Source organism: Stenotrophomonas maltophilia group sp. msm1 (assembly GCF_032025805.1).
Taxonomy (GTDB): Bacteria; Pseudomonadota; Gammaproteobacteria; order Xanthomonadales; family Xanthomonadaceae; genus Stenotrophomonas; species Stenotrophomonas hibiscicola.
On record NZ_JAVSKH010000003.1, the window covers coordinates 20417 to 45460 of the forward strand.

Below are 25044 nucleotides of genomic sequence, written 5' to 3' on the forward strand. Positions count from 1 at the left end.
GGCACCTACCGGAAATGATGCCGGCCAGCGGCCGGCACTACCGAATGACAGGCCTCAATCCAGGCGCTTGCGGAAACGCAGGATCGCCAGGGTCATCATCACCACGATGAAGGCCAGCAGCGCCAGCGCGTCGTGCCACAGCTCCCATAGGGAGGCGCCGCGCAGCATGATGCCGCGCACCAGGCGCAGGAAGTGGGTCAGCGGCAGCACCTCGGCCAGCCACTGCACCGGCCGCGGCATGCCGGCGAACGGGAACATGAAACCCGACAGCAGGATCGACGGCAGGAACAGGAACAGCGTCATCTGCATCGCCTGGAACTGCGAACGCGCGCGCGTGGAGATCAGCAGGCCCAGCGCCAGGTTGGCCAGCACCAGCAGGACCGCGGCCAGGTAGATGTCCAGCAGGCTGCCGCGGATCGGCACCTGGAACAGCCAGGTACCCAGCGCCAGCACCAGGGTGGTCTGCAGCAGGCCGATCGCTGCATAGGGCAGCACCTTGCCGACCATCAGTTCGCTGCGCGATACCGGCGTGGCGATCAGCAGTTCCATGTTTCCGCGCTCGCGCTCGCGCACCACCGCCACCGCCGTGAACATCACCAGGGTCATGGTCAGGATCACCCCGATAAGGCCGGGCACGATGTTCACCGCCGAGCGCCGCTGCGGGTTGTAGAAGCTGGTCACGCTGATTGGACCACCTGCGATGCTGCCTTCGCGTAGCGGCCGCGTATTGCTGGTCGGGCGCGTATCCAGTGGCACCTGCGCCAGCTGGATCGCCGCACTCTGCACCACGGTGTCGCTGCCATCGACCAGCACCTGTACCGCTTCGCGTCCATCGAAGCGGCGACGCTCGAAGTCGGCCGGCACCACGATGCCGACGCTGATCTCGCCGCGGCGCAGTGCCTGCATCAGCTGGTCCGGCGTGTAGGCCTCGCTGCGCGGCGTGATCACGCCGGTAGCGACCATGTCCTGCACCAGCGCGCGAGAGGCGGCGCTGTTGGCCTGGTCGGCGATACCCGCATCGAGGTGGCGCAGGTTGAGGTTGATCGCATACCCGAACAGCAGCAGCTGCATCACCGGAATGCCGACGATCATCGCCAGCGTGATGCGGTCGCGGCGCAGCTGCCGCAGCTCCTTGAGCACGATCGCCCACAGCCGGCGCAGGTTCATGCCGCCGGCTCCCGGCCACGGCCGCGGGTGGCGGCGACGAACACGTCTTCCAGGTTCGGCGCTACGGTTTCGATATGCGCTTGCGGGTCGGCGCTGGCCAGCGCGCGCCGCAGCACTGTGACATCCGCTACGCCCTCATTGCACAGCACGCGCAGATGGGTGCCGATCTGCGCCACGCTCAGCACGCCGGGCAGCTCGGCCAGCACGCGGCTGGCCTGGCGTGGCTGCGATGACGTGACCTGCAGCGTGCGGCCGTCCAGCTGCGCACACAGTTCGGCCGGCGTGCCATCGGCGACCAGCGCGCCACGATCAAGAATAGCCAGCCGGTGGCAGCGCTCGGCTTCGTCCATGTAGTGGGTCGAGACCAGCACGGTGGTACCGGCGTCGGCAAGTTCAAACAGGGCCTCCCAGAAGTCGCGGCGTGACTCAGGGTCGACCGCGCTGGTCGGCTCGTCCAGGAACAGCAGTTCGGGCGAATGCACCACGGCGCCGGCCAGGGCCAGGCGCTGCTTCTGCCCGCCGCTGAGCGTACCGGCCAGCTGCGGCTGCCGGTCCTGCAACCGGTACTGCTGCAGCAGCGCATCGACCCGTTGCCGGGCCTGGTTGCGCGGCAGGCCCTGGATGGCGGCGAGGAATTCCAGGTTCTCGCGTACCGATAGGTCTTCGTACAGCGAGAAGCGCTGGGTCATGTAGCCGATGCGCCGGCGCAGTGCTTCGGCCTGCTCGGGAACCGCCAGGCCCAGCACCTCGATCTGCCCCGCACTGGGTTCCAGCAGGCCGCACAGCATGCGGATGGTGGTCGACTTGCCCGACCCGTTCGGGCCCAGGAAACCATAGACCTGGCCACGGGGCACGGTCAGGTCGACCTTGTCCACGGCCAGCAGATCGCCGAAGCGGCGGGTCAGGCCCTGCGCATGCACTGCGATGTCCGCACCGGTGTTCAGAAGCGCACCTGCACCGGCAGCCCGGCCGGAAGCGTCTGCATGTCGCTGGCTTCATCCACTTCGATCTCGGCGAGGTAGCTCAGGCGCTCGACGTCATCGCCGGTCAGTGCGTAGTACGGGGTGAATGAAGGCTCGCTGCGGATCGCGCGCACATGGCCCTTCAGTACGGTGCGCCCTCCCTCCAGCTGTATCTGCGCCGGCTGACCGACCTTGACCTGCAGGCGCAGCGGCTGCGGCAGGTAGACGCGCGCATAGGGGCGCTCGCCAACCAGCAGCACCGCCAGTGGCGCCCCGATCGGTGCCTGGTCACCCTGCCGGTACGGCAAGGCATCGATCACGCCATCGCGCGGTGCGCGCAGCTGCAGCTTCTGCAGGTTGACGCCCTGCACCACCTGCTGCGCCTGTGCGGCGTCGGCGGCCGCCTGGCCCTGGGCGATGTCCTGCGCGCGACTGCCGTGCACCCGTTCCAGCCAGGCCTGCTCGGCGGCACGCACGCTGGCCGCGGCATTGCCGGCGGCCGCCCGTGCACGGTCCAGCTCGGCGGCGGCGATCAGGCGCTGGCGTGCCAATGGTTGCACGCGCCGATAGTAGGCAGTGGCTTCAGCAGACTGCGCGCGCAACGCGGCCAGTTGTGCCTGGGCCTGTGCGATCTGTTCCTGCCGCGGGCCGAGCTTCAGCTCTTCCAGCTGGGCCTGCGCGCGCGCCGTGTCGGCCTGCGCCACCGCGAACTGCGCGTCGCCGCGGGCGGGGTCGAGCTGCATCAGCACGGCCCCGGCCTTGACCCGCTGGCCCTCGCGCACCTCCAACGTGGCGATCACCTCGGCCGCCGGCGCCGGCACCGTGATCCGGTCCCACTCCAGTGTGCCCAGCGCCGTTGGCGTTGACTGCCCACAGCCTGCCAGCAGGCCGATGGCCGCCAGCCCGAGTCCACGCATCCCGTTGCCGATGCCCATACCATCCCCTCCTGCGACGGCGACACGGTGCCAGCTGCCCCGTGCACCCTCAATGATTCCGATCAGCCCTGACGGTTTTTTCGCCACGTACGGGCGAGCCTTTTGCTGCAAGGCTCCTCTCCACCTATCCACAGCTTGATTCAGCATCATTCCACAGCTGGTGTGGAGAACCGAACGGGGGCGGCCGTACTGGGTGCCTGGCAGCGGAAGATGCGCTGCCGTCACAGGAGCCGGCCGGCTGTGACGGTTTTTTCACCACCGCCTCATACGCCTTGTGGCACAAGCAATGCGAAGGCCTATCCACAGGTTTTCGCGCCCCCCGTCCACACCGGGTGTGGAAAACCGCGTATCGGCCCGCTGCTGGCCGCATGCCCGGTACGCGCGTAACCTTGTCATCCCAAGTCCATCGCGGTGGACGGCGAACCCGCCCCACCCCAAGCAATGAAAAGCATCGATCATCGAGACTTCACCCTGTCGCCGGAAGACAACGAGCGATTGGCCAACCTGTGCGGCCCCTTCGACGGGCACCTGCGCCAGATCGAGCTGAAGCTCGGCGTGGAGATCGCAAACCGTGGCTTCGTGTTCCGCATCAGCGGGCCCAATGAAGCCATCGTGGAGGCGCAGAAGCTGGTTGAAGCGCTGTACGCCGAAGCCGGCGAGACCGTCTTCGACAACCACGCCATCCATCTGCGCCTGGCGCAGGCCAATGTCGAGCAGATCGCCGAACGCTCCTACGAAGCGCAGGAGGTCGCGATCAAGGTCAAGCGCGGTACGGTACGTGGCCGTGGCGCCAATCAGTCCCGCTACCTGCACCAGATCGCCACCCACGACATCAACTTCGGCATCGGCCCGGCCGGTACCGGCAAGACCTTCCTGGCCGTGGCCAGCGCGGTCGAAGCACTGAACGAATCGCGGGTGCAGCGCCTGATCCTGGTGCGCCCGGCGGTGGAAGCCGGCGAGAAGCTGGGCTTCCTTCCAGGCGACCTGAGCCAGAAGGTCGATCCCTACCTGCGACCGTTGTACGACGCCCTGTACGAGATGATGGGCGTGGAGAAGGTGGTCAAGCTGCTGGAGAAGAACGTCATCGAGATCGCGCCGCTGGCCTACATGCGCGGCCGCACGCTCAACGATGCATTCGTGATCCTGGACGAAGCACAGAACACCACCATCGAACAGATGAAGATGTTCCTGACCCGCCTGGGCTACGGCTCCACCGCGGTGGTCACCGGTGACCTGACCCAGACCGACCTGCCCAAGCACGTGAAATCCGGTCTGCGCGACGCCATCGATGTGCTGCGTGAAGTCGAGGGCGTCAGCTTCACCTTCTTCGAATCCCGCGACGTGGTCCGCCACCCGCTGGTCGCGCGCATCGTCAGCGCCTACGACCGCCGCGACCTGCATCAGATCCAGCCTGGAGCGACGCCATGACCCGTGGTCCCGTGCGACTGGACGTCGCCGTCAGTTATGCCCTGCCGCGTGCCGGCCTGCCGGCGGCCGTGAGCTTTCGCAAGTGGGTGGCCGCTGCGTTGAAGGGCCGCATCCGCGAGGCCGATCTGGCCATCCGCGTGGTCGATGCCAAGGAAGGCCAGTCGCTGAACCGCCATTACCGTGGCAAGGACTACGCCACCAACGTGCTCAGCTTCCCGGCCGAAGTGCCCGAAGGCCTGCCCAAGGGCGTCAAGTTTCCACTGCTCGGCGACCTGGTGATCTGCGCACCGGTGGTGGCCCGCGAAGCCGACGAACAGGGCAAGGCGCTCAACGCCCATTACGCGCACCTGACCGTGCACGGCGTGCTGCACCTGCTTGGCTGGGACCACGAGGACGACAAGGAAGCCGAGGCGATGGAACAGCTGGAGCGCGACATCCTGGCCGAGCTCGGCATCGCCGATCCCTACGCCGGCGAGCGCTGACGACCACACACACCGGGTTCATCACGGAGGACAACCCCATCGCGCTGTTGCCCGCACTCATCGCCGCTCTTCTGCAGGTAACCACTGCCCCGGGCATCGACCCCGACCGGGAACGACCGTCGCCGTTCCCGGCCAGCGACAGCGCGGCCGACATTGCCGCCAAAGTCGCCGAGGTGCAGGCCTTCTTTGACGTCAGCCAACAGACGGCCCGCCAGGCGGTCGCCGAGGCGCAGCAGCACGCATTGATGGAACGCTTGAGGGCGCGCCACGCGGCACGCCTGGCCGGCATGTGGGTGGACAATGCGACGGGTTGGACCGTCGTCGTGCGATTGACTGGCCCAGCCTCCGAGGCGGATGAGACCCATCCAGGGGCGGACGGCCCGCAACGCGTGCGCTATATCATCGGCGCTTCAATGACCGAAGCGGAGATGCAGCGCCGTCTTCAGGCGCAGCAGGGCTGGTTCATCCCGCAGCTGCCCGGTCTGACCGGCTATGGCCTGGACGTCATGACCGGTGAACTGGAGCTGGAACTCCGGGATACCGCTGGCGCGCGCGCAACGGCGGCGACCGTGCGCGACCACCTGCAGGCGCTGCTGGGCTACCCGGTCAGGCTGCGCTGGTACCCAGCGGCATCGCAGCGCCGATCGCCCTGACCCAGCCGGGCTGCAGGTGCCGGTCCGCGCGCTGCGCAATTGTTTGCCGCCTGGCATGGCGGCACAAGGAAACCAAGGATGACCTCGGGAAACAGCTTCACGGCGATTGCAATGAGTGCGGGCCTGTTCGCGGGCCTGCTGGTGCTGGGCGCGTACACCGTGCGCCGCATCAGCGCCCGCGACCCCAGCGGCAGGCACTGGCTGCTGCGCAGCCTGGCCCTGCTCTCGCCCTTGTGCCTGCTGGCCGGGCTGGCGACCGGCATGATCGGCCCCCACCTCACGGGTAGAGCAGAACCCGTCCACCTGCCCGGGCTGTGGGAAACGTCGATGGTGCTGATACTGGTCGGTGCCTTGACCCTGCCGGTGCTGTGGCGAACGCTGCTGCAGCAGCGGCTTGGCAGGCCGGTCAACGCGCTTCCGTTCTTCCATGCCAGCCGCACCTCGTTGCTGGTGCTGTTCGTGCTGGCCGTGATCTACGTGAAAGTGGCCAGGACAGCCGCATCGGAAATGTTGCCCTGGCTGACCAGCCCGGGCCTGTGGCCGGCGGTGGTGCGCATCGCGGGGCAATCGATGCAGATCACCATGCTCGCGGTCGTGTTTACCCTCTCACTGATGGTCGTGCGGAGGGCGATGACCGGTTTCCTGCGCCTTCTCAGCGGGCTGTTCAGGCGCTCACCGGAGCTATGATGGGTGCCCTTCGCCTGCGGAAACCGCCCGTGTCGCTGCGCTGCTGCCTGCCCCTGCTGTGTGCCCTTGCGGTCCCATCCGCCTTCGCTTCCAGCGTCGACCTGCCGGCCCTGATCGAATGCCGCCAGGGCGTGGCCGAGCAGGCCGCGCTGGCGCCGCTGCTGGCCGATCCGCTGAAGGCCGTGGCCCAGGGCCTGCAGCCGCTGCCGCAGGGCAACCAGTTCATGAGCGAGTTCCGGCTGGCCAGCCCGATCACCGTCTTCGGCCAACAGACCGATCGGGTGGCGGTGGCCGGCGCCAGCGTCATGGCTGTCCTCGACCAGGCCGACCCACGCCCGCTGGCCAAACGGCTGGAATTGGAGACCGGCTACGACCAGGACGGCAAGTTCATGGCCGGCCGCGAGCTGGTCAGCCGCGACGTGACCGACCCGAAGACCGGCGAGGCCCAGATCGAGTCGATCATCCTCAGCGTCTCCACCGTGGCCTCCCACCCGGGCAAGACCCTGGCCGGCTGCACCTACAGCCTGGACCTGCCCGAGGAGGAGCCGGCCGCGGCCGCCCCAGCCCCGGCCACCGGCAGTCACTGACAGGCCGTCACATCCTGCTAGACTTGGGTCAACGCCCGGCCTGCCGGGTGCCTTTTTTCCAGAGATGTCAGAAGACGACAGTAGTAGCTCCCCTGCGGAGCACAGTGAAAAGAAGCGCGGCTGGCTTGAACGCCTGACCTCCGCCTTCTCCGGCGAACCCCATACCCGCGACGAGCTGGTCGCTGTCCTGCACACCGCGCAGGAAGAAGGCCTGATCGCCGCCGATACCCTGAAGATGATGGAAGGCGCCATTTCGGTGGCCGAGCTGACCGTGGGCGACGTGATGATCTCGCGCTCGCAGATGGTCTCGCTGCCGGTTGAAGCGCCCTTCCTGGAACTGATGAAGCAGGTGGTCGAATCCGGCCATTCACGCTTCCCGGTACACGGCGAGAACAAGGACGACATCCTTGGCATCCTGCTGGCCAAGGACCTGCTGCGCGGCGTGGTCGCCGACAACGGCCCGGCCAACGTACGCGAGCTGCTGCGCCCGGCAGTGCTGATTCCGGAGGCGAAGAAGCTCAACGTGCTGCTGAAGGAGTTCCGCCTGTCGCGCAACCACATGGCCATCGTGGTCGACGAGTACGGCGGTGTCGCCGGCCTGGTCACCATCGAGGACGTGCTGGAACAGATCGTCGGCGAGATCGACGACGAGCATGACGAGGCCGAGGACCCGTCGGCGCAGATCGCCATCCAGTCCGACGGACAGTACGTGGTCGACGCGCTGACCCCGATCGGCGACTTCAACGAGCGTTTCGGCGCAATGTTCTCCGACGAGGATTACGACACGATCGGTGGCCTGGTCACCGAGGCCGTGGGCCATCTGCCGGAAGTCGGCGATGAGCTGGCACTGGACCGCTTCATGTTCCGCGTGGCCCGCGCCGATGCGCGCCGGGTACAGGCCTTCCACGTGACCGTGCTGCCGCCGGACGTGCAGGACGACGCTTGAAGCGCCGCGGCCTGATCCTCATGGTGTGGCTGACACTCTACGTGTTGGCCATGGCCCTGCCGCTGGCCGCCTTCGCGCAGCCGGCGCCGGCCACACCTGCCGTGCCCGCGGCCAGCGCTGAAGCCCCTGCTCCGCGCATCGGCGTGGTGACCATGCAGCCGGGCACGGTGTTCTTCGAACGCTTCGGCCATGACGCCATCGTGGTGGTCGATCCGCTCAGCGGCGACGCAACCTCGTACAACTTCGGCTACTTCGACCCCTCCGAGGACGATTTCATCAGCCGCTTCGCACGTGGCGACATGATGTATTACCTGGTGGCGCTGCCGCTGCAGCAGGACCTGTCGTACTACGACGAGACCGGCCGCGGTGCCAGCGTGCAATGGCTGGACCTGCGCCCGGACCAGGCGCGTGCGCTGGCCGCTGACCTGGCCGAGCGGGCCAAGCCGGAAAACGCGCGCTACCACTACGACTATTACACCGCCAATTGCGCCACGATGGTGCGCGACACCCTCGACAAGGCGTTGGGTGGTGGCCTGCAGTCGCAGCTGTCGGGGCGCTCGCGTGGCAACACCTATCGCAGTGAATCGGTCCGTCTGGCCTCGCCGGCACCATGGATGTGGCTGGGCTTCGATGTGGGCCTGGGGCCGTTCGCCGACCAGCCGCTGTCGCGCTGGCAGGAAGCGTTCGTCCCGATGCGCCTGGCCGATGCCCTGCGCCAGGCACGCAACAGCGATGGCCGGCCGCTGGTGCAGTCCGAACAGGAACTGTTGCCGCACCGCATCGATCCGGAGCCGAAGGAGTTCGCACGCCGCTGGTGGCCGTGGCTGCTGTGCGGCCTGGTGATCGCCGCTGGCGTGCTGGCGCTGCGCAACCGCCCGCGCCTGCTGGCCGGGCTGGCACTGCCGTTCTGGCTGCTGTGCGCTCTGTTGGGTGGCGTGCTGGTGTTCCTGTGGGGCTTCAGCATCCACTACGCCGCGTGGGCAAACCGCAACCTGCTGCTGCTTTCGCCGCTGGCCGTGCTGCTGCTGCCCGGTGCGATCGCGCTGCTGCGCCGGCGCCTGCCGGGACGCATGTTCAGCATCATGTTGTGGCTGCTGGCGGTACAGGCGGTGGCCGCACTGGTGCTGCACTGGCTGAGCCTGCAGGCCCAGTACAACGTGCAGTGGATCCTGCTGCTGCTGCCGGTGCACGCGGCCCTGGCGTGGGTGTTGGGGCGCCGTCCTCACTTGTCCGAAACACGGCCCTGACGCACGATGGCGGGCATGTCATTGCCCGCCTCCGCTTCCGCCCCGGCTTCGGCCAACCCTACCTGCGTCATCAACTGCGTCCACTACGATGACGAGGGCAAACGCCACGACATCAGCCTGGACGCCATCAGCGATGTCATCGCCAGTGGCAATGGCTTCGTGTGGGTCGGCCTGTACGATCCCAACGACGATGTGCTGCTGAAACTGCAGGAAGAATTCTGCCTGCACGACCTGGCCATCGAAGACGCGCGCAACGCACACCAGCGGCCCAAGGTCGAGACCTACGGCAATTCGCTGTTCGTGGTGGTGACCACCGCGCAGATGGTCGACGAGCGCATCCAGTATGGCGAAACCCATGCCTTCCTCGGCCCGCGCTTCCTGGTGACGGTGCGCCACGGCGCCTCGCTGTCCTACGCGCCAGTGCGCGCACGCGTCGAGCGCGAGCCGCAGCTGCTGAAAATGGGCCCGTCGTACTGCCTGTATGCGGTGACCGACTTCGTGGTCGACAACTACCTGCCGATCGTGCACCGCTTCCGCGATACCCTGGACCTGCTGGAGAAGGACATCTTCGCCGAGAATTACAAGCGCAGCACCGTGGTGCGCCTGTACGAGCTCAAGCGCGAACTGAACAAGATGCGCATGGCAGTGGCGCCACTGCAGGACGTGCTTGCGCAGCTGCGCCGCTACCAGGGCGAACTGATCCCGGACGAAGTGAAGCTGTACGTGCGTGACGTGCATGACCATGCGGTGCGCATCAGCGATGTGATCGACACCCTGCGTGAGATGCTGGGCACCGCGCTGAGCGTGAACCTTTCGCTGGTGACACTGGCGCAGGGCGAGACGGTCAAGCGGCTGGGTGCGTGGGCCGCACTCTTGGCGGCGCCGACGCTGATCACCAGCTGGTACGGCATGAACTTCAGCCACATGCCGGAGCTGAGCCAACCGTGGGCCTACCCACTGATGATCGTTGGCGTGGGCGGCGTCTGCGTAGGGCTGTACCGGCTGTTCAAGCGCGCGAAGTGGTTGTAGCGCGTATCGACCAACGGTCGATACCCACCATGCACGGGGGGCGTCGATACCCCGCAATCCGGTAGGCCCCGACCGTTGGTGGTGGCACATGACCCGCTTCTGGTAGTGCCGGCCGCTGGCCGGCAATCAGGGCAATGCGGGCCAGCGACCGGCACTACCGCTCAGGATCAAGCCACGTAGACGGTCTTGATGTTCATGAACTCATGGATGCCATGGTCAGCCAGCTCCCGACCAAAGCCTGACTGCTTGCTGCCGCCGAACGGCAGCCGCGCGTCGCTCTTGACGATGGCGTTGACGAACGCCGCACCGCATTCCATGCGCTGCGCGAAGCGCTCGCCGCGTACCGGATCGCCGGTCCACACGCTGCCGCCCAGGCCGAAGCGGGTGTCGTTGGCCACGCGCAGTGCCTCGGCCTCATCCTTGACCCGGATCACCGCGGCCACCGGCCCGAACAGCTCCTCGTCATACGCCGGCATGCCCGGGCCGACCTGGTCGAGCACCGTGGCCGGATAGCCGGCATGGGTGCCGGCTATCGGCTCACCACCGATCAGCACCCGCGCGCCCTTGGCCACGCTGGCCTGCACCTGCTTGTGCAGTTCGTCACGCAGGTCGGCGCGAGCCATCGGTGCCAGCGTGGTGCCAGGCTTATCGGGATCGCCGTACTGGCGCTCGCCCGCCGCCTCCACAAAGCGACGGGTGAACTCATCGGCCACCGCCTCGACCACGATGAAGCGCTTGGCCGCGATGCAGGTCTGGCCGCTGTTGTCGAAGCGCGACTTCACCGCTGCGGCCACGGTCTTGTCGAGGTCGGCATCGTCGAGCACCACGAAGGCATCGCTGCCACCCAGCTCCATCACCGACTTCTTCAGCTGGCTGCCGGCATTGGAGGCGATCGAGCGCCCTGCCCGCTCGCTGCCGGTCAGCGTCACCGCCTTCACCCGTGCGTCGCGCAGCACGTCGGCGGCCTGGTCGTTGTCGATGTGCAGCACGTCGAACACGCCATCAGGCAGGCCGCCGTCACGGCACACCGCCAGGATCAGGTCGGCGCACTGCGGCACGTTGCTGGCGTGCTTGAGCAGGGCGACGTTGCCAGCCATGAACGCCGGGGCGAGGAAACGGAACACCTGCCAGATCGGGAAATTCCACGGCATCACCGCGAATACGCAGCCGATCGGCTCGTAGCGCACGTAGCTGCGCTGGGCTTCGGTGTCGATCAACTGCGGCTTGAGGTAGTCGGCCGCGTGGTCGGCGTAGTACTCGCAGGCGGCAGCGCACTTGTCGACCTCGGCCAGCGCTTCGGCCTTGAGCTTGCCCATCTCGTGGGTCATCACCTGCTGCAGGTCGTCGCGGCGCGTGCGCAGCTGCGCCGCGATCTGGCGCAGGATCACGCCGCGTTCCTGCAGCGAACGCTCGGCCCAGCCCGGGAACGCATCGGCGGCGGCCTGCAGGCGCTGCTCGATGTCGGCAGCGCCCATCAGTTCATGGCGGTAGGTCACCTGGCCGGTGGCCGGGTCGACGATCTCGGCGGTCATGGGGGATCTCCATCTGGAAGACCCCCATTGTGCGCCGCCGGCCGTGAGCCGGGTGTTGCCGGCACAGTGGACGGATCGTGTACTCAGCCGTTGTCCTGCCGCGCCAGCTGCAGGTCGCGCTGGCGCCGCTTCTCGGCGCGGGCGTTGATGTACCAGCCGATCACCGCAGCGATCGACACCGCCGACACCAGCAGCGTGGCCAACGCGTTGATCTTCGGACTGATGCCCATGCGCACCGACGCGAACACCTTCATCGGCAGCGTGGTCGAGCCCGGCGTGGCCACGAAGCTGGCCACCACCACGTCATCCAGCGACAGGGTGAAGGCCAGCAGCCAACCCGCCACCAGCGCCGGCGCGATGATCGGCAGGGTGATGCGGGTGAACACGGTCAGCCGGCTGGCGCCCAGGTCCATCGCCGCTTCTTCCAGCGACAGGTCCATTTCCTGCAGGCGCGAGGACACCACCACGGTGACGAAGCAGAGGGTGAAGGTCACGTGCGCGATCCAGATGGTGGCCAGGCCACGCGCCGGGAAGCCGGGAATCGCGCCCATCGATGCCAGCAGCGCCATCAGCGAGAAGCCCAGGATCACGTCCGGCATCACCAGCGGCGCGGTCACCAGCGCGCCGAACAGTGGCTTGCCACGGAATCGCTTGAAGCGGGTCATCACCATCGCCGCCAGCGTACCCAGCACGGTGGCGGTACAGGCGGTCCAGAACGCCACCACCAGGCTGGTCCACATCGCGTCCATCAGCGCGCGGTCGGCGAACAGGTCGCTGTAGGCGCGGGTGGAGAACCCGGCCCAGACCATCGCCAGCCGCGAGCTGTTGAACGAGTAGAACATCAACAACAGGATCGGCAGGTACAGGAAGGCGAAGCCGAGCAGCAGCACGCCCAGCCCCAGGCCCTTGGCGGTACGCGGGCTCATGCCTGCTTCCCTTCCAGCAGGCGCTGCTGGGAACGGTTGAACAGCAGGATCGGCACCAGCAGCAACAGGATCATCGCCACCGCCATCGCCGAAGCGCCCGGCCAGTTGCGGTTGTTGAAGAACTCGTTCCACAGCTGGCGGCCGACCATCAGCGTCTCCGAACCACCGAGCATTTCCGGGATCACGAACTCACCCACCGCCGGGATCATCACCAGCATGCAGCCGGCGATGATGCCGGCCTTCGACAGCGGCAACGTGATGCGCAGGAACGCCTGCCACGGCTTGGCGCCGAGGTCGTAGGCCGCTTCCAGCAGGCGGTGGTCATGCTTGACCAGGTTGGCGTACAGCGGCAGCACCATGAACGGCAGGTAGCAGTAGACGATGCCGATATAGGCGGCGGTCGGCGTATCGATCAGCTGCAGTTTCGGCAGCCCCATCGACGTCATCAGCGTCTGCAGGCCAGTGAACTGCAGGAACTGGTCGAGCAGGCCGTTGCGGTCCAGGATCGCCTTCCACGCATACACGCGGATCAGGAACGAGGTCCACGACGGCAGCACCACCAGCATCATCGCCACGTTGCGAGCGGCGGGCGACAGGCGCGCGATGGCATAGGCCATCGGATAGCCGATCAGCAGGGTGAAGAAGGTGGAGATCGCCGCGATCCTGATCGAGCTCAGGAACGCCTGGGCATAGATCGAATCGCGGAACAGAGCCAGGTAGTTTTCCAGGTTCAGCTTCAGCGAGAAACCGCCGTCGGCGTACTGCAGCAGCCAGGTATACGGCGGCGAGCCGACCCGGCTGAGCGAGAAGCTGATCATCAGCACGATCAGGAACGGCACTGCGAAGAACAGCAGCAGCCACAGGTACGGAATGCCGATCACCGTGGCACGCAGCCCCGGCAGCCAGCGCTTCAGGCCGGCGACGCTCATGAGGTGAGCACCACGCCGTCGTTGTCGCGCCAGTGCACCCACACCTCGTCGCCCCAGGTGAAGCCATCACTGGCCCAGCGCTGCGAGTTGGCGAAGTTGGCCAGCACCTTGGCGCCGCTGGGCAGGCGCACGTGATAGACCGAGTGGCTGCCGAAGTAGGCGATGTCCTCGATCACGCCCTGCGCCTTGTTGGTGTGCCCTTCCGGCTCGTCCTTGCCGATCATCACCTTCTCCGGGCGCAGCGCGAACGCGACCGGCTGCCCTTCATAGCAGGTGATGCCATGGGCAATGTAGATCGGCGCCGGGAACAGCGGCGACCGCACGGTCACGTACTCGGGCAGGTCCTCGTCGATCACCCCGTCAAACAGGTTGACCGAACCGATGAACTCGGCGACGAAGCGGTTGGCCGGCTGCTCGTAGACCTCGTCCGGCTTGCCGACCTGCTGGATCCAGCCGGCATCCATCACCGCGATGCGGGTGGCCATGGTCATCGCTTCTTCCTGGTCGTGGGTGACCATCACGCAGGTCACGCCCGACGACTCGATGATGCTGACCAGTTCCAGCTGCATCTGCGAGCGCAGCTTCTTGTCCAGCGCGCCCATCGGCTCGTCCAGCAGCAGCAGCTTCGGCCCCTTGGCCAGCGACCGCGCCAGCGCCACGCGCTGCTGCTGGCCACCGGACAGCTGGTGCGGCTTGCGCTTGCCCAGGTGGCCCATCTGCACCAGGTCGAGCATCTCGCCGACGCGCTTGCTGATCGCGTCCTTGCCCAGGCCATCCTGCTTCAGGCCGAAGGCGATGTTCTGCTCGACCGTCATGTGCGGGAACAGGGCATAGGACTGGAACATCATGTTGACCGGCCGCTGGTACGGCGGCAGCGCGTCCAGGCGCTGGCCATCGACGGTGATGCTGCCCTTGGTGGGCGTCTCGAAGCCGCCCAGGCAGCGCAGCAGGGTCGATTTACCACTGCCGGAGCCACCGAGCAGGGCAAAGATCTCGCCCTTGCGCACGTCCAGGTTGACGTCGTCGACGGCGACGAATCCGTCGAATTCCTTGCGCAGATCACGAATGGAGAGATAGCCGGGCGCACCGGTCGTGTCGACGACGGCGGCTACCGGCTGGGCTTCAACGGGCATGGGGGCTCCGGGAGCGGGCGGTGGACAGCGGCGGCCATTCTAACGGCCGGGGGCCGAAGGGGATATGACGGCAGTGGGTGGAAGCGGCCGCTGGCGCGCCCAGGCCTCCCGAGGTGTGTCGGTTTTCCCCCGCCATGGTGGCCTGTGCGCCGGGAGGCCCGGGCTCTCCTCGACGCCCGGACGGCCGTCCCGGCCAGGCACCACGGGCGGCGGCCCGATCTGCAACATTTTTCAGAGCGGGATCCATTGAAAGCCCGGGGCATTCCCCGCGCAATGCCCCGGATCTAGGCCTTGCATGGACCGACCCTGGTGATTTCCCCGGACAGCCCCTCCCCTTTCCCGCCCCGCCTGCCGGGCTGCCTGCCTGCACGGCTGCCGCTGGTCATCATCGGCGCCGGCCAGGCCGGGTTGTCGCTCAGCGCGCTCCTGCAGGAGGCCGGCGTCGAGCATCGCGTGCTGGAGGCCGAAACCGTGGGTGCCAGCTGGCGGCGGCGCTGGGATTCGTTCCAGACCAACACCGCCAACGCGACCATGGCCCTTCATGGCCATGCCTATGCCGGGGATGACCCGGAAGGGTTCATGGGGGCCCCGGAAGTGATCCGACGGCTGCGCGACTATGCCGACGAGCGCTCGTTGCCGATCAGCGAAGGGTGCGTGGTCCATCGGGTCGGGCCCGAGTCCGGTGGTTATGACATCGACAGCAGCCGGGGGCTGATCCATGCCCAGGCGGTGGTGGTCGCCACCGGTGAATACCGCCGGGCGCGGTTGCCCCGGGCCCCCTTCGCGCCCGCACCAGGCCTCACCGTGCTGCACTCCAGCGACTACCGAAGTCCCGGCCAGCTACCCGAGGGCGCGGTGCTGGTCATCGGCGGCGGCCAGTCCGGCGCGCAGATCGCCCAGGACCTGCGCGACGGTGGTCGCAGCGTGTACTGGTCACTGGCCCAGCGGCATTCGCACACCCGCCGGCTGCGCGGCAAGGACTCGATGACCTGGTGGGACATGGCCGGGCGCATCCACCAGCACGTGAGCGAATCGGCGGGAGTACTGGCGGGTGGGCCGGACGCGCTGCGCAAGGCCCGCACTGCGGAGTTCCCGCTGATATCCGGCAAGGGAAGCGCCGGCCTGGGCAGTTCGATCAGCCTGTTGGCGATGCACCGCGCAGGCATCAGGTTGCTGGGCCGGTTGCAGGAATTCAGCGGAAACACCGCCCGCTTCGCCGATGTCCGCCCGCAGCTGCATACCGCGATCGAGGCGACGCGGGCCGAATATGCCTATCTCGATTCGCTGGCCAGCGCGTACTACGCCACGCGGCCCGAGCCGCGCACTGACGATGCCCGCTACATTCCCGAAGAGGTCTACCTGCACTGGGAGCCGGAACCGTCCCCGTGCGAGCTGGATCTGCAGGATGCGGGGATCCGCTCGGTGGTGCTGGCCACCGGCTTCGTCGCCGAGTGGCCCTGGCTCGACGTGCAGGGCGTGCTGGATGCCCACGGCTATCCGCTGGGCGAGTTTGGCGTTTCCCCGCAACCGGGCCTGTTCTTCATCGGCATGCACAACCTGCAGCGGATGAGTTCGTCGTTCCTGTGCAACGGCGGCCGCGATGCACGCGACCTGCTGCCGGCCATCCTGAGGCACCTTGGCCGAAGCGGGAATACCGGCTTCGGCGCAGGTTAAGGGAGCCGCCGGGCAAGGCCCGACGGCGCCAGACCGGCTCAGCGGCCGGTCTTCACCTCGGTCCACAGCCGGGTGTAGAGCTTGTCGGTCTCCGGCGTGTTGATCGAGTAGGTGAACATCTTCTCGGCAACATCCGCCGGCGGATAGATGGTCGGGTCGGTGCGGATCGCCTCGTCCACCAGCGGCGTTGCGGTCGGGATCGGGTTGGCGTAGTGGATGAAGTTGGTGTTGGCCGCAGCGACCTTCGGTTCCAGCAGGTAGTTGATGAACCTGTAAGCCGCTTCCGGGTGCTTGGCGTCCTTCGGGATCGCCAGCATGTCGAACCACTGCGGCGCACCTTCCTTCGGGATCGAATAAGCCACGTGCACGCCATTGCTGGCTTCCTCGGCGCGGTCGCGGGCCTGGATGATGTCACCGGACCAGCCGACCACCAGGCAGGTACCGCCGTTGGCCAGCGAACCCACGTACTGCGAGGAGTGGAAATTCTGAACGTACGGGCGGATCGACTTCAGCAGGTCGGCCGCCTTCTGCAGTTCGGCCGGGTCGCCGCTGTGCGGGTCCAGGCCCAGGTAATGCAGCGCGATCGGGATCATGTCGGCCGGCGTGTCCAGGATGGTCACGCCGCAGTCCTTCATCTTGCTGATGTTCTCCGGCTTGAACACCAGGTCCCAGCTGTTGGCGATGTCGGTGCTGCCACCGAAGCGCTGCTTCAGCATGTCCACGTTGTAGCCGATGCCGGTGGTGCCGATCATGTACGGCACGCCGTACTGGTTGCCCGGATCCTGGGTGGCGATGCGCTTCATCACCGCCGGATCGAGGTTGGCCAGGTTCGGGATCTTGCTCTTGTCCAGCGGCAGGAACACGCCGGCCTGGATCTGGCGGCCGAAGAAGTTCAGCGTCGGCACCACCACGTCGTAGCCGCTGTTGCCGGCCAGCAGCTTGGTCTCGACCATCTCATCGCTGTCGAACACATCGTAGGTCACCTTGATCCCGCTCTCCTTCTCGAAGGTCGGAATGGTGTCCTCGGCGATGTAATCGCTGTAGTTGTAGACGTTCAGGACCTGGCTGTCCTGCGCGCCGCCGTTGCCACCGCCACAGGCGGCAAGCATGGCGGAGGCCAGGCCGAGCGTGAGGATACGCAGCTTCATCGGGTGCTCCAGAATGCGGAAAGGGGGGCCGGCGGGGCCGGCAACGGGTGCCAGCCTACCCCCCGGCGGCGGATTTTTCTATTCCAGATGCTCAGACGTTCAGCAGCAGGAACTCGCGCTCCCACGAGCTGATGACGCGGAAGAAGGTCTCGTATTCCTTGCGCTTGACCGAGATGTAGGCGCGGCAGAAGCGCTCGCCCAGCAGCGCCTGCAGCTCGCTGCACTGCTCCAGCCCGTCCAGCGCCTCGCCCAGCGAGCGCGGCAGGTTGTAGCCCAGTTCCTTCGCGCTGCCGGTCACCGGCGCGTCCGGCGCCAGCCGCTCGCGGATGCCGAGCAGGCCGCAGGCCAGGGTCGCCGCCATTGCCAGGTACGGGTTGGCGTCGGAGCCGGCGAAACGGCTCTCCACGCGCATGTTTTCCGGCGTATCCAGCGGCACGCGCAGCCCGCAGGTACGGTTGTCGAAGCCCCAGTGCACGTTGCTCGGCGAGACCTCGCCGAACACCAGGCGGCGGTAGGAGTTCACGTTCGGCGCGAAGAACGCCATCGCCTGCGGCGCGTACTTCTGCAGGCCACCCAGGTAATGGCCGAACACTGGGCTGAACTCGCCCTCGGCATCGGAATCACCGGCAAAAACGTTGCTGCCGTCACTCATCCGCACCAGGCTCTGGTGGATGTGCATGGCACTGCCCGGCTCGTTCTCCATCGGCTTGGCCAGGAAGGTGGCGTACACCCCGTGGCGCATCGCCGCCTCGCGCATGGTGCGCTTGAACAGGAATACCTGGTCGGCCAGGTCCATCGCATCGGCATGGGTGAAGTTGACCTCCAGCTGCGCCGCGCCCGATTCGTGGATCAGCGTGTCCACGTCCAGCTTCATCGCATCGGCGTAGTCGTACATCAGGTCGAGGATCGGGTCGAATTCGTTGACCGCGTCGATCGAGTACGACTGCCGCGCGGTCTCCGGGCGCCCGGAGCGGCCGGCCGGTGGCAGCAGCGGGAAGTCCGGGTCGGTGTTCTTCTGAACCAGGAAGAACTCAAGCTCCGGCGCCACCACCGGGCGCAGGCCCAGCTCGGCGTAGGCCGCCAGCACGCGGCGCAGTACGTTGCGTGGCGCCAGCTCGTGCGGCTCACCGTTCTTGGTGTAGCAATCGTGGATGACCTGCGCGGTGGCATCGGCCGCCCACGGCACCATGCGCACCGTGTCCGGATCGGGGCGCAGCATCATGTCCGAGTCGGACGGCGAGGTCAGCTCGTAGTAGTCATCAGGGAACTCGCCGGTGACGGTGGTGGCGAAGATGCCTTCGGGCAGCCGCGTACCGTAGTCGTGCGAGAACTTGTCGGCGGGAATGATCTTGCCGCGCGCGTTGCCGGTGATGTCTGGCACCAGGCACTCGACCTCGGTGATGCGCCGTTCCTTCAGCCAGCGCAGCAGGCTGCTTTCCTGCGGTGCGGGGGGCGTGGCCGTCTTGCGCGGGCGCGTTCGGGAACTCATCGGGAATCCAGTCGGTTCTGTTGGTGCTGCCGGCAAGCTTGGCCGAACGCACGGAAAATAGCGTGATAGAACGGCGCCTGCATGACACGCCACTCCGGGTGCCACTGTACGCCGAGCACGAAACGATGGTGCAGGCTGCGCGCCGCCTCGACCAGTCCATCATCAGCCACGGCCTCGACCTGCAGACCCTGCGCGAGGCGGGCAATGCCCTGCCCGTGCACCGAATTGACCTGCGCCCGGTCACTGCCTTGCCACTGCGCCAACCAGCCATCGGCAGCCAGGGTAACCGCGTGGGCCGGTCCGTACTGCACCTCCACCGGCGCCTGCGGGTCTTCGCGATGGTCAGCCAGGCCAGGCACCGCGTGTACCTGCGGATGCAGGCTTCCACCCAGCGCGACGTTCAGTTCCTGGAAGCCGCGGCAGATCGCCAGTACTGGCAGGTCCAGCGCCAGCGCCTCGCGCAGCAGTGCGAAGGCATTGGCATCACGCGCCGGGTCATGCGGATTGCCCGGCCAGCTGCGGCCGCCCTCGTAGTGCTGCGGTTCGATGTTGCTGACCGCACCGGTCAGCAGCAGGCCATCGAGCCCCTGCAGCCAGTCGCCAGCCGGCAAAGCAGGCTGCAGGCTCGGCAGTACCACCGGGGTCACTTCGGCGGCCTCGGCCAGCGCGCGCACGTACTTGTCGCCGGCCACCGCGAAGCGGTGATGGCCGAGCACGGTACTGTCGGTGGGCAGGCCCACCCAGGGCAGGCGGCGCATGGAAAAACTCCTTGACGTGCCGACACGTTACCCGTCGCCCGGCGAAGGCGGCAAGTCGTCGCCGTCACACCATGGCTGTCACGCATCGGCGAAACTACGCGGGTGAATGCTGATCGTCCTCCCCCGCTCCCCCCTCCCGCACTGCGCCCGCGAGGCCTGCGGTGAGCGCCGCCTTCCCGCCCAGCTGGTACGCCGCCAGCCTGCCCGAACCGCCCGCACTGCCCTCGTTGCGAGGGGATGTGAAGGCCGATGTCGCGGTGCTGGGCGCCGGCTATACCGGCCTGACCGCAGCCCTGGAACTGGCTACGCGCGGCCAGCGCGTGGTGGTGCTGGACGCGCAGCGGATCGGCTGGGGCGCGTCCGGTCGCAACGGTGGCCAGGCGCTGGTCGGCTATGGCTGCGAGGTGGACGAACTGGAGCGTCAGCTCGGTCGTGATGATGCGCGCCACCTGTTCGACTGGTCACGCGACGCGGTGCAGGCGATGCGCGCACGCATCGATCGGCACGGCATTGACTGTCATTGGGTGGAAGGCCACGCCAGCGTCGCCATCCGCGAACGCCATGAGCGCGACCTGCAGGCCAACTGCGAGCATCTGCAACGCCACTACGACTACCCCATGCAGTGGTGGGACCGTGATGCCCTGCGCGCACAGCTGGACAGCCCACGCTACCGCGCCGCGATGTTCGATCCGCTCAGCGCGCATCTGCAGCCCCTGGCCTATGCCCGCGGACTGGCCGATGCGGCGCGTGCGGCCGGCGCGGTGATCCATGAGAACTCCGCAGTGACCCGCGTGCAGCGCGGACCGCAGCCCACCCTGCATACCGCGCAGGGAAGCGTGCGCGCTGCGCATCTGGTGGTGGCCGGCAACGCCTGGTTGCAGGGCCTGCTGCCCGAGCTGGAACGGCGGATCATGCCCGTCGGCACCTATATCGGGGCCAGCGCGCCGCTGGGTGCCGAGCGCGCCCGTGCCCTGATCGGCAACAACATGGCCGTGGCCGACACCGCCTGGGCACTGGATTACTTCCGTCTCAGCCACGACCATCGCCTGCTGTTTGGTGGCCGTGCCAGCTATTCAGCACTGCCCCCACCCGGCCTGCGCGGAGTGATGCAGCGGCGCATGCACCAGGTGTTCCCGCAGCTGGCCGACGTGCCACTGGAGCAGGTCTGGGGCGGTTATGTGGACATTACCCGCAACCGCGCCCCGCATTGGGGCCGGCTGGACGGCAATCTGTACTTCGCGCAGGGGTTCTCCGGCCATGGGGTGGCCGCCGCCGGGCTGGCCGGTGAGGTGATCGCCGCCGCCATCGCAGGCCAGAGTGAGCGCCTGGACGTGTTCCAGCGCCTGCGGCATGCCCCCTTCCCTGGCGGCCGGCTGCTGCGCACGCCACTGCTGGTGGCGGCGATGTCGTGGTACAAGCTGCGGGATGCGTTGTGGTGAAACAGTGAGCTGACACGGAGAGATTCCGAAGAACTGGCAATTCCCGGACCTCCACAGCATGTGAAGAGCACTCATCCAGAAGGGCGTGACGGAATTCTCATTTGATCGGCAGATCGCATCGGCAATTGCATTATCTATTTCATGCCGATACCGTCCCTCAGAACCGGGTCCCGCGGCGAATGGATGCTGACAGGGAACGTACTAGAGGGAGATGTGCGATTGAACTGGTGGAATGAAGGCCTGCAGTTGAAGTTGCGTATCCGCCCGGCGGGGCTGGTCCTTGCACTGTTGTACGCCATCGCATGCTGGGCGTCTCGCCAGTTGTCGCTCGACCAGTTCTACCTGCCCGCCGGCGTCCGCGTGGCTGCGGTGCTGTTGTTCCCGCCTCGATGGTGGCCGTACCTGCTGCTGGGCGAATACGCCTACTTTGCGCAGATGCGCGTGCCAATGATCGAGAAGTATGGACTGGCCTGGATAGTGCTTGGTTCGGCACTGCTGATGCCTGCAGTGATGCTGATCGTGCATCTGCACCGGAAAATGATGGTGACCACGAAGAATGCATGGCTGATTTCAGTCGCGGCGGTTTCGGCACTGGTGGTCACGGCGCTCAATCTGATGTTGGCACATCTCCTGTGGCCGACACCACCGGAGATGCCGGTGCTTGCGAGCATCGCGCGCCTGGTCGTTGGCGACTTCATCGGCATACTGACCCTTGCACCGCTTGCGTTGCTGTGGACACGCCGGACCGGCAACGCCCGTTGGACATCAGGTTTCGCCCCGCCTGCACTCGCTGCCCTGACGCTGATGGCCATAATTGGCCTGTATGCCGCACAGCTGCCCTTGGACGAAGCCAACGCCAAGACATCGATGCAGCTGCTGATGGCGCTGCCGGTCGTCGTGCTCACCTGTCTGTATGGCTGGCGAGGTGCGGCGATCGGAGTACCGTCGCTCAACCTGATCATTGGCCTGACCACCCCAAGCCCCTACACGGGTGCGTTCGATCCAGCTGCGTTCGCGACCCAGCAGATCATGGCGGTCACCGGCGCTGCACTGCTGGTGTTAGGGTCGCGCATCACCCACTACTACCACCGTTCGCGATTGGGCGAAGTGGGTGAAAGGGATGCGCTCAAGCACGCGCGCAATTCACTGGTGGCAAGCGAGCTTGATCTCCGTGAGCGCGCGCGACACCTGAGGAAGCTGGGGGACGGCATCGACACCTCGCTCAGCGAGGTGGTGAATTGGCTCAATGCGCATGGCCATCCCACGATAGCGAACAGTCTCCTGCATATGGCTTCGGTCCATTCGCGACAGTTCCGCGAACAAACCAGCATGGTCTATCCCGCAGCACTGGAACATCTTGGGCTCTACGTCGCCCTGCAGGCCGGCGGCGTACGCGAAACCTGGGACCTGAGCCATCGCGTGATGCGCCCTCGATTGCTCGGCGATCCCTGTCAGCTCAGTGTCGGCCTGCAGCTGGCTGCCTATCGCGCCCTCACCGATGCCGTTTCGCTGTTGATCAACAGGGAATCCGGTCAGATCAGCATCCGCGTGCGTTGCGGCAGGAGAGGAGGACGCCGCGGCATCCTGATGACGGTCGCACTGCTGGATTCATACCGCAGCCTGTCACCGTCAACCGTCACCGCCACGGTCGAGCGCTTGGCTGGCCGCACGATTGCCTATGGCGGAACAGTGCAGTGCCATCGGAATCGGATACGGATGGCGATGGTGGAGACGGGTGACTCCGCCGCCATCGGCATTGCATCGTTCAGCGCTATGGATTACGTGACCACCTCCGGGCAGGGAAGCTCGCAGACCCAGATCTGATTGCCGGTGTCCGCCAGAGGGCCGGCCCTACAATAATCGCCCTCTGCCGCGTTCATCGCGGCAAGCGCAGCGGCGCAGGATATCCCGACACCGCTGCGCACTTCTACGTCTTTACGGTGTTTCAACCGACCAGATGACCTCGCCGCCACTACGATAACGCACCAGCGAAAAATCGCTGCCGCTGTAGATCTGCGAGCGGCTGGCGCCTGCCGGTATCTGGATCTTCTGCTGGGGCAGCGAAACCTTGGTCGCATTGTTGCCTGCCGGCAGCACCCAGTAGGTCCCCCCTGCGTTGCCGATAATCAGCTGCACGTTTCCGAGGAGGTCGTTCACCTGCAAATAGGTAATGCCATCACGCTGGAATCCATACAGCTGCCAGCTGGGGTCCTGGCTGAGATTGACCGCAGCCGGACTGGCCTGCCCCAACCCAGCCGTAGCCAATGGCTTTCCATGAAAATCCGAGGGACCGCCCGCGATTGCCGGGGCAGCGGCAATCATCAGCAATCCAGTAGCCGCACCAAAACATGAAAATCGCACAGTGACCTCCAGGTCGAAGTTGAAATCGAGAACCTCCAGCTGATACTAACCGCTTCCCATCTGAGCAATGGGCCAAACGACGAGCACGGACGTTTTCGTCCTAAAGTTACACCCGAAACCGCCGCTATCCGTGCCGAGCCCTCCTTCGTGAGCCACCGCATCATGCCCGTCCTGCCGCAGGCCGCCGTCGATGGCGACCTGGCCGATCCCCTGCCACAGCGGATCCTGCTGGTCGAAAATTCCCGTGCGTTCACCGGCATGCTGCGCGAAGCCATCGAACAGCGCCTGGAACTGCCGGTGGTGATCGCTTCCACCCTCGCCGAGGCCGATCGCCTGCTCAGCGAAGGTGCCGGCTGGTTCCTGGTGCTGACCGGGCTGGTGCTGGCCGACGGCGACCGTGATGCGGTGGTCGAGTTCTTCCTCAAGCGCGACCTGCCAACGGTGGTGGTCAGCGGCGTGTACGACGAGGACCTGCGCAAGCGCGTGCTGCAGCAGCAGATCATCGATTACGTGCTGAAGAACACCCCCGGCAGCATCGATTACCTGGTGTGGCTGGTGCAGCGGCTGGAACGCAACCGCCGCATCGCCGCGCTGGTGGTGGACGATTCGCCGTCTGCGCGTGGCTACGCTGCGGCCCTGCTGCGCATGTACGGCCATGAGGTGCATGAAGCCGCCGACGGCAACGAGGGCCTGGCTGCGATCGAGGCGCATCCGGCAATCCGCCTGGCGGTGGTCGATCAGGAAATGCCCGGCATGCAGGGCGTGGAGTTCACCCGCCGCCTGCGTACCCTGCGCTCGCGCGACAAGGTGGCGGTGATCGGCATCTCCGGCAATACCGATGCCTCGCTGATCCCACGCTTCCTTAAGAACGGTGCGAACGACTTCCTGCGCAAGCCGTTCTCGCGCGAGGAGTTTTTCTGCCGCGTCTCGCAGAACGTGGACCAGCTGGAGCTGATCGGCACTCTGCAGGATCTGGCCACCCGCGACTTCCTCACCGGGCTGCCCAACCGACGCTTCTTCCTGGAACAGAGCCAGCGCCAGCTGCCACAGCTGCAGCTGCATGGCCAGTGCGTGGCGGTGGCGATGATCGACATCGACCACTTCAAGCACATCAACGACACGCACGGCCACGAGGCCGGCGATGATGCGCTGCGCTCGGTGGCCGGCGCGGTGGCCGCACATGCACGCAGCCAGGACCTGATCGCACGCTTCGGTGGCGAGGAGTTCTGCCTGCTGGTGCCGGACATGGAACAGGACGAGGCGCTGCTGTACTTCGAGGAACTGCGCCAGCGCATCGCCGCGCTGGAAGTGGACATCGGCACCGCCACCCTGCGCATGACCGTGAGCATCGGCCTGTGCTGCCTGCGCCCGCAGCGTGATGCACTGCACCGGTTGATCTCCGAGGCCGACCGCCAGCTGTACCTGGCCAAGGCCGGTGGCCGCAACCGGGTCAGCTGCACCACGGTGGCCAGCCCGCTGCGCCCACGCGAGCCTGCCCTGCCCTGACCGGCCCGCTTTGATCCAGATCAACG

General features: G+C 66.6%; 23 protein-coding genes. 12 read left to right on the forward strand and 11 right to left on the reverse strand.

Annotated elements, in window-relative coordinates; genetic code table 11:
• Window positions 1–54: 54 nt before the first annotated feature.
• From ROV95_RS15270 to ROV95_RS15280, 3 genes are read right to left on the reverse strand one after another with little or no spacing between them, the layout of a single operon-like run.
• Window positions 55–1167, reverse strand: a complete 1113-nt coding sequence (locus ROV95_RS15270) for an ABC transporter permease (RefSeq protein WP_312545172.1) — start codon at window positions 1165–1167, stop codon at window positions 55–57.
• Window positions 1164–2087: an ABC transporter ATP-binding protein gene (locus ROV95_RS15275; RefSeq protein WP_312545174.1), complete on the reverse strand. Its 924-nt coding sequence runs from the start codon at window positions 2085–2087 to the stop codon at window positions 1164–1166. Before ROV95_RS15275 ends, ROV95_RS15270 begins: the two co-directional genes overlap by 4 nt.
• A gap of 20 nt (window positions 2088–2107) precedes the next feature.
• The gene (locus tag ROV95_RS15280) at window positions 2108–3064 is read right to left on the reverse strand and encodes an HlyD family efflux transporter periplasmic adaptor subunit (protein ID WP_021203568.1); all 957 of its coding nucleotides are present in this window, start codon (window positions 3062–3064) and stop codon (window positions 2108–2110) included.
• Window positions 3065–3505: 441 nt separating this feature from the next.
• Between ROV95_RS15280 and ROV95_RS15285 the strand changes: the two genes are divergently transcribed.
• The 8 genes from ROV95_RS15285 to ROV95_RS15320 all read left to right on the forward strand — a co-directional run bounded on the left by ROV95_RS15285 (window position 3506) and on the right by ROV95_RS15320 (window position 10123).
• Window positions 3506–4492, forward strand: a complete 987-nt coding sequence (locus ROV95_RS15285) for a PhoH family protein (protein ID WP_019659038.1) — start codon at window positions 3506–3508, stop codon at window positions 4490–4492.
• Window positions 4489–4974 carry an rRNA maturation RNase YbeY gene (gene ybeY / locus ROV95_RS15290; protein WP_019659039.1) on the forward strand — a complete coding sequence of 162 codons (486 nt, stop codon included), beginning with the start codon at window positions 4489–4491 and terminating at the stop codon, window positions 4972–4974. Before ROV95_RS15285 ends, ybeY begins: the two co-directional genes overlap by 4 nt.
• 47 nt (window positions 4975–5021) lie before the next feature.
• Window positions 5022–5627: a hypothetical protein gene (locus tag ROV95_RS15295; RefSeq protein WP_019659040.1), complete on the forward strand. Its 606-nt coding sequence runs from the start codon at window positions 5022–5024 to the stop codon at window positions 5625–5627.
• A 78-nt stretch (window positions 5628–5705) separates the two neighbouring features.
• Window positions 5706–6314 (forward strand): hypothetical protein, encoded by a 609-nt coding sequence (locus tag ROV95_RS15300; RefSeq protein ID WP_058979531.1) that lies wholly within the window; start codon window positions 5706–5708, stop codon window positions 6312–6314.
• A complete protein-coding gene (locus tag ROV95_RS15305; RefSeq protein ID WP_021203565.1) occupies window positions 6314–6901 on the forward strand; it encodes a hypothetical protein in 588 nt (195 codons plus the stop codon). Before ROV95_RS15300 ends, ROV95_RS15305 begins: the two co-directional genes overlap by 1 nt.
• 64 nt (window positions 6902–6965) lie before the next feature.
• Window positions 6966–7847 carry a transporter associated domain-containing protein gene (locus ROV95_RS15310; RefSeq protein ID WP_180832778.1) on the forward strand — a complete coding sequence of 294 codons (882 nt, stop codon included), beginning with the start codon at window positions 6966–6968 and terminating at the stop codon, window positions 7845–7847.
• On the forward strand, window positions 7844–9094 hold the full coding sequence (locus tag ROV95_RS15315; protein ID WP_312545178.1) for a DUF4105 domain-containing protein: 1251 nt from the start codon (window positions 7844–7846) through the stop codon (window positions 9092–9094). The genes ROV95_RS15310 and ROV95_RS15315 overlap by 4 nt, the downstream gene beginning before the upstream one ends.
• 6 nt (window positions 9095–9100) lie before the next feature.
• Window positions 9101–10123, forward strand: a complete 1023-nt coding sequence (locus tag ROV95_RS15320) for a magnesium and cobalt transport protein CorA (RefSeq protein ID WP_019659045.1) — start codon at window positions 9101–9103, stop codon at window positions 10121–10123.
• 167 nt (window positions 10124–10290) lie between these two features.
• Here ROV95_RS15320 and ROV95_RS15325 read toward each other — a convergent pair whose 3' ends face one another.
• From ROV95_RS15325 to potA, 4 genes are all read right to left on the reverse strand, one after another.
• Window positions 10291–11655 carry an NAD-dependent succinate-semialdehyde dehydrogenase gene (locus tag ROV95_RS15325; protein ID WP_312545180.1) on the reverse strand — a complete coding sequence of 455 codons (1365 nt, stop codon included), beginning with the start codon at window positions 11653–11655 and terminating at the stop codon, window positions 10291–10293.
• Between the two features lie 83 nt (window positions 11656–11738).
• Window positions 11739–12581 carry an ABC transporter permease subunit gene (locus ROV95_RS15330; RefSeq protein ID WP_005415928.1) on the reverse strand — a complete coding sequence of 281 codons (843 nt, stop codon included), beginning with the start codon at window positions 12579–12581 and terminating at the stop codon, window positions 11739–11741.
• On the reverse strand, window positions 12578–13510 hold the full coding sequence (locus tag ROV95_RS15335) for an ABC transporter permease subunit (RefSeq protein ID WP_021203561.1): 933 nt from the start codon (window positions 13508–13510) through the stop codon (window positions 12578–12580). Before ROV95_RS15335 ends, ROV95_RS15330 begins: the two co-directional genes overlap by 4 nt.
• Window positions 13507–14643, reverse strand: a complete 1137-nt coding sequence (gene potA / locus ROV95_RS15340) for a polyamine ABC transporter ATP-binding protein (protein WP_005415926.1) — start codon at window positions 14641–14643, stop codon at window positions 13507–13509. The genes ROV95_RS15335 and potA overlap by 4 nt, the downstream gene beginning before the upstream one ends.
• Before the next feature lie 291 nt (window positions 14644–14934).
• On the opposite strand from potA, the gene ROV95_RS15345 reads away from it, so the two are divergent.
• Window positions 14935–16317, forward strand: a complete 1383-nt coding sequence (locus ROV95_RS15345) for an NAD(P)-binding domain-containing protein (RefSeq protein WP_312545182.1) — start codon at window positions 14935–14937, stop codon at window positions 16315–16317.
• A gap of 38 nt (window positions 16318–16355) precedes the next feature.
• On the opposite strand, the gene ROV95_RS15350 is transcribed toward ROV95_RS15345, so the two are convergent.
• The 3 genes from ROV95_RS15350 to ROV95_RS15360 all read right to left on the reverse strand — a co-directional run bounded on the left by ROV95_RS15350 (window position 16356) and on the right by ROV95_RS15360 (window position 19712).
• Complete coding sequence (locus tag ROV95_RS15350; protein WP_019659050.1) at window positions 16356–17465, reverse strand: polyamine ABC transporter substrate-binding protein; 1110 nt, start codon at window positions 17463–17465, stop codon at window positions 16356–16358.
• Window positions 17466–17556: 91 nt separating this feature from the next.
• Complete coding sequence (locus ROV95_RS15355; protein WP_312545184.1) at window positions 17557–18954, reverse strand: glutamine synthetase family protein; 1398 nt, start codon at window positions 18952–18954, stop codon at window positions 17557–17559.
• Window positions 18951–19712, reverse strand: a complete 762-nt coding sequence (locus tag ROV95_RS15360) for a gamma-glutamyl-gamma-aminobutyrate hydrolase family protein (protein ID WP_155029225.1) — start codon at window positions 19710–19712, stop codon at window positions 18951–18953. The genes ROV95_RS15355 and ROV95_RS15360 overlap by 4 nt, the downstream gene beginning before the upstream one ends.
• A gap of 200 nt (window positions 19713–19912) precedes the next feature.
• On the opposite strand from ROV95_RS15360, the gene ROV95_RS15365 reads away from it, so the two are divergent.
• Window positions 19913–21151, forward strand: a complete 1239-nt coding sequence (locus tag ROV95_RS15365; RefSeq protein WP_227853913.1) for an FAD-binding oxidoreductase — start codon at window positions 19913–19915, stop codon at window positions 21149–21151.
• 213 nt (window positions 21152–21364) lie between these two features.
• Complete coding sequence (locus tag ROV95_RS15370; protein ID WP_312545186.1) at window positions 21365–22975, forward strand: MASE1 domain-containing protein; 1611 nt, start codon at window positions 21365–21367, stop codon at window positions 22973–22975.
• Window positions 22976–23086: 111 nt separating this feature from the next.
• Here ROV95_RS15370 and ROV95_RS15375 read toward each other — a convergent pair whose 3' ends face one another.
• Window positions 23087–23473 (reverse strand): hypothetical protein, encoded by a 387-nt coding sequence (locus ROV95_RS15375; protein WP_227199817.1) that lies wholly within the window; start codon window positions 23471–23473, stop codon window positions 23087–23089.
• Window positions 23474–23674: 201 nt separating this feature from the next.
• On the opposite strand from ROV95_RS15375, the gene ROV95_RS15380 reads away from it, so the two are divergent.
• The gene (locus ROV95_RS15380) at window positions 23675–25018 is read left to right on the forward strand and encodes a diguanylate cyclase (RefSeq protein WP_312545427.1); all 1344 of its coding nucleotides are present in this window, start codon (window positions 23675–23677) and stop codon (window positions 25016–25018) included.
• Window positions 25019–25044: the final 26 nt, after the last annotated feature.

What these genes read in the sequence shown, in the direction of transcription:
- ROV95_RS15270 (WP_312545172.1), bottom strand. Translation starts at nt 1,167, where the DNA reads ATGAACCTGCGCCGGCTGTGGGCGATCGTGCTCAAGGAGCTGCGGCAG.
- ROV95_RS15280 (WP_021203568.1), bottom strand. Translation starts at nt 3,064, where the DNA reads ATGGGCATCGGCAACGGGATGCGTGGACTCGGGCTGGCGGCCATCGGC.
- ROV95_RS15285 (WP_019659038.1), top strand. Translation starts at nt 3,506, where the DNA reads ATGAAAAGCATCGATCATCGAGACTTCACCCTGTCGCCGGAAGACAAC.
- ybeY (WP_019659039.1), top strand. Translation starts at nt 4,489, where the DNA reads ATGACCCGTGGTCCCGTGCGACTGGACGTCGCCGTCAGTTATGCCCTG.
- ROV95_RS15300 (WP_058979531.1), top strand. Translation starts at nt 5,706, where the DNA reads ATGACCTCGGGAAACAGCTTCACGGCGATTGCAATGAGTGCGGGCCTG.
- ROV95_RS15305 (WP_021203565.1), top strand. Translation starts at nt 6,314, where the DNA reads ATGGGTGCCCTTCGCCTGCGGAAACCGCCCGTGTCGCTGCGCTGCTGC.
- ROV95_RS15310 (WP_180832778.1), top strand. Translation starts at nt 6,966, where the DNA reads ATGTCAGAAGACGACAGTAGTAGCTCCCCTGCGGAGCACAGTGAAAAG.
- ROV95_RS15320 (WP_019659045.1), top strand. Translation starts at nt 9,101, where the DNA reads ATGGCGGGCATGTCATTGCCCGCCTCCGCTTCCGCCCCGGCTTCGGCC.
- ROV95_RS15325 (WP_312545180.1), bottom strand. Translation starts at nt 11,655, where the DNA reads ATGACCGCCGAGATCGTCGACCCGGCCACCGGCCAGGTGACCTACCGC.
- ROV95_RS15330 (WP_005415928.1), bottom strand. Translation starts at nt 12,581, where the DNA reads ATGAGCCCGCGTACCGCCAAGGGCCTGGGGCTGGGCGTGCTGCTGCTC.
- ROV95_RS15335 (WP_021203561.1), bottom strand. Translation starts at nt 13,510, where the DNA reads ATGAGCGTCGCCGGCCTGAAGCGCTGGCTGCCGGGGCTGCGTGCCACG.
- potA (WP_005415926.1), bottom strand. Translation starts at nt 14,643, where the DNA reads ATGCCCGTTGAAGCCCAGCCGGTAGCCGCCGTCGTCGACACGACCGGT.
- ROV95_RS15350 (WP_019659050.1), bottom strand. Translation starts at nt 17,465, where the DNA reads ATGAAGCTGCGTATCCTCACGCTCGGCCTGGCCTCCGCCATGCTTGCC.
- ROV95_RS15355 (WP_312545184.1), bottom strand. Translation starts at nt 18,954, where the DNA reads ATGAGTTCCCGAACGCGCCCGCGCAAGACGGCCACGCCCCCCGCACCG.
- ROV95_RS15360 (WP_155029225.1), bottom strand. Translation starts at nt 19,712, where the DNA reads ATGCGCCGCCTGCCCTGGGTGGGCCTGCCCACCGACAGTACCGTGCTC.
- ROV95_RS15375 (WP_227199817.1), bottom strand. Translation starts at nt 23,473, where the DNA reads ATGATTGCCGCTGCCCCGGCAATCGCGGGCGGTCCCTCGGATTTTCAT.
- ROV95_RS15380 (WP_312545427.1), top strand. Translation starts at nt 23,675, where the DNA reads ATGCCCGTCCTGCCGCAGGCCGCCGTCGATGGCGACCTGGCCGATCCC.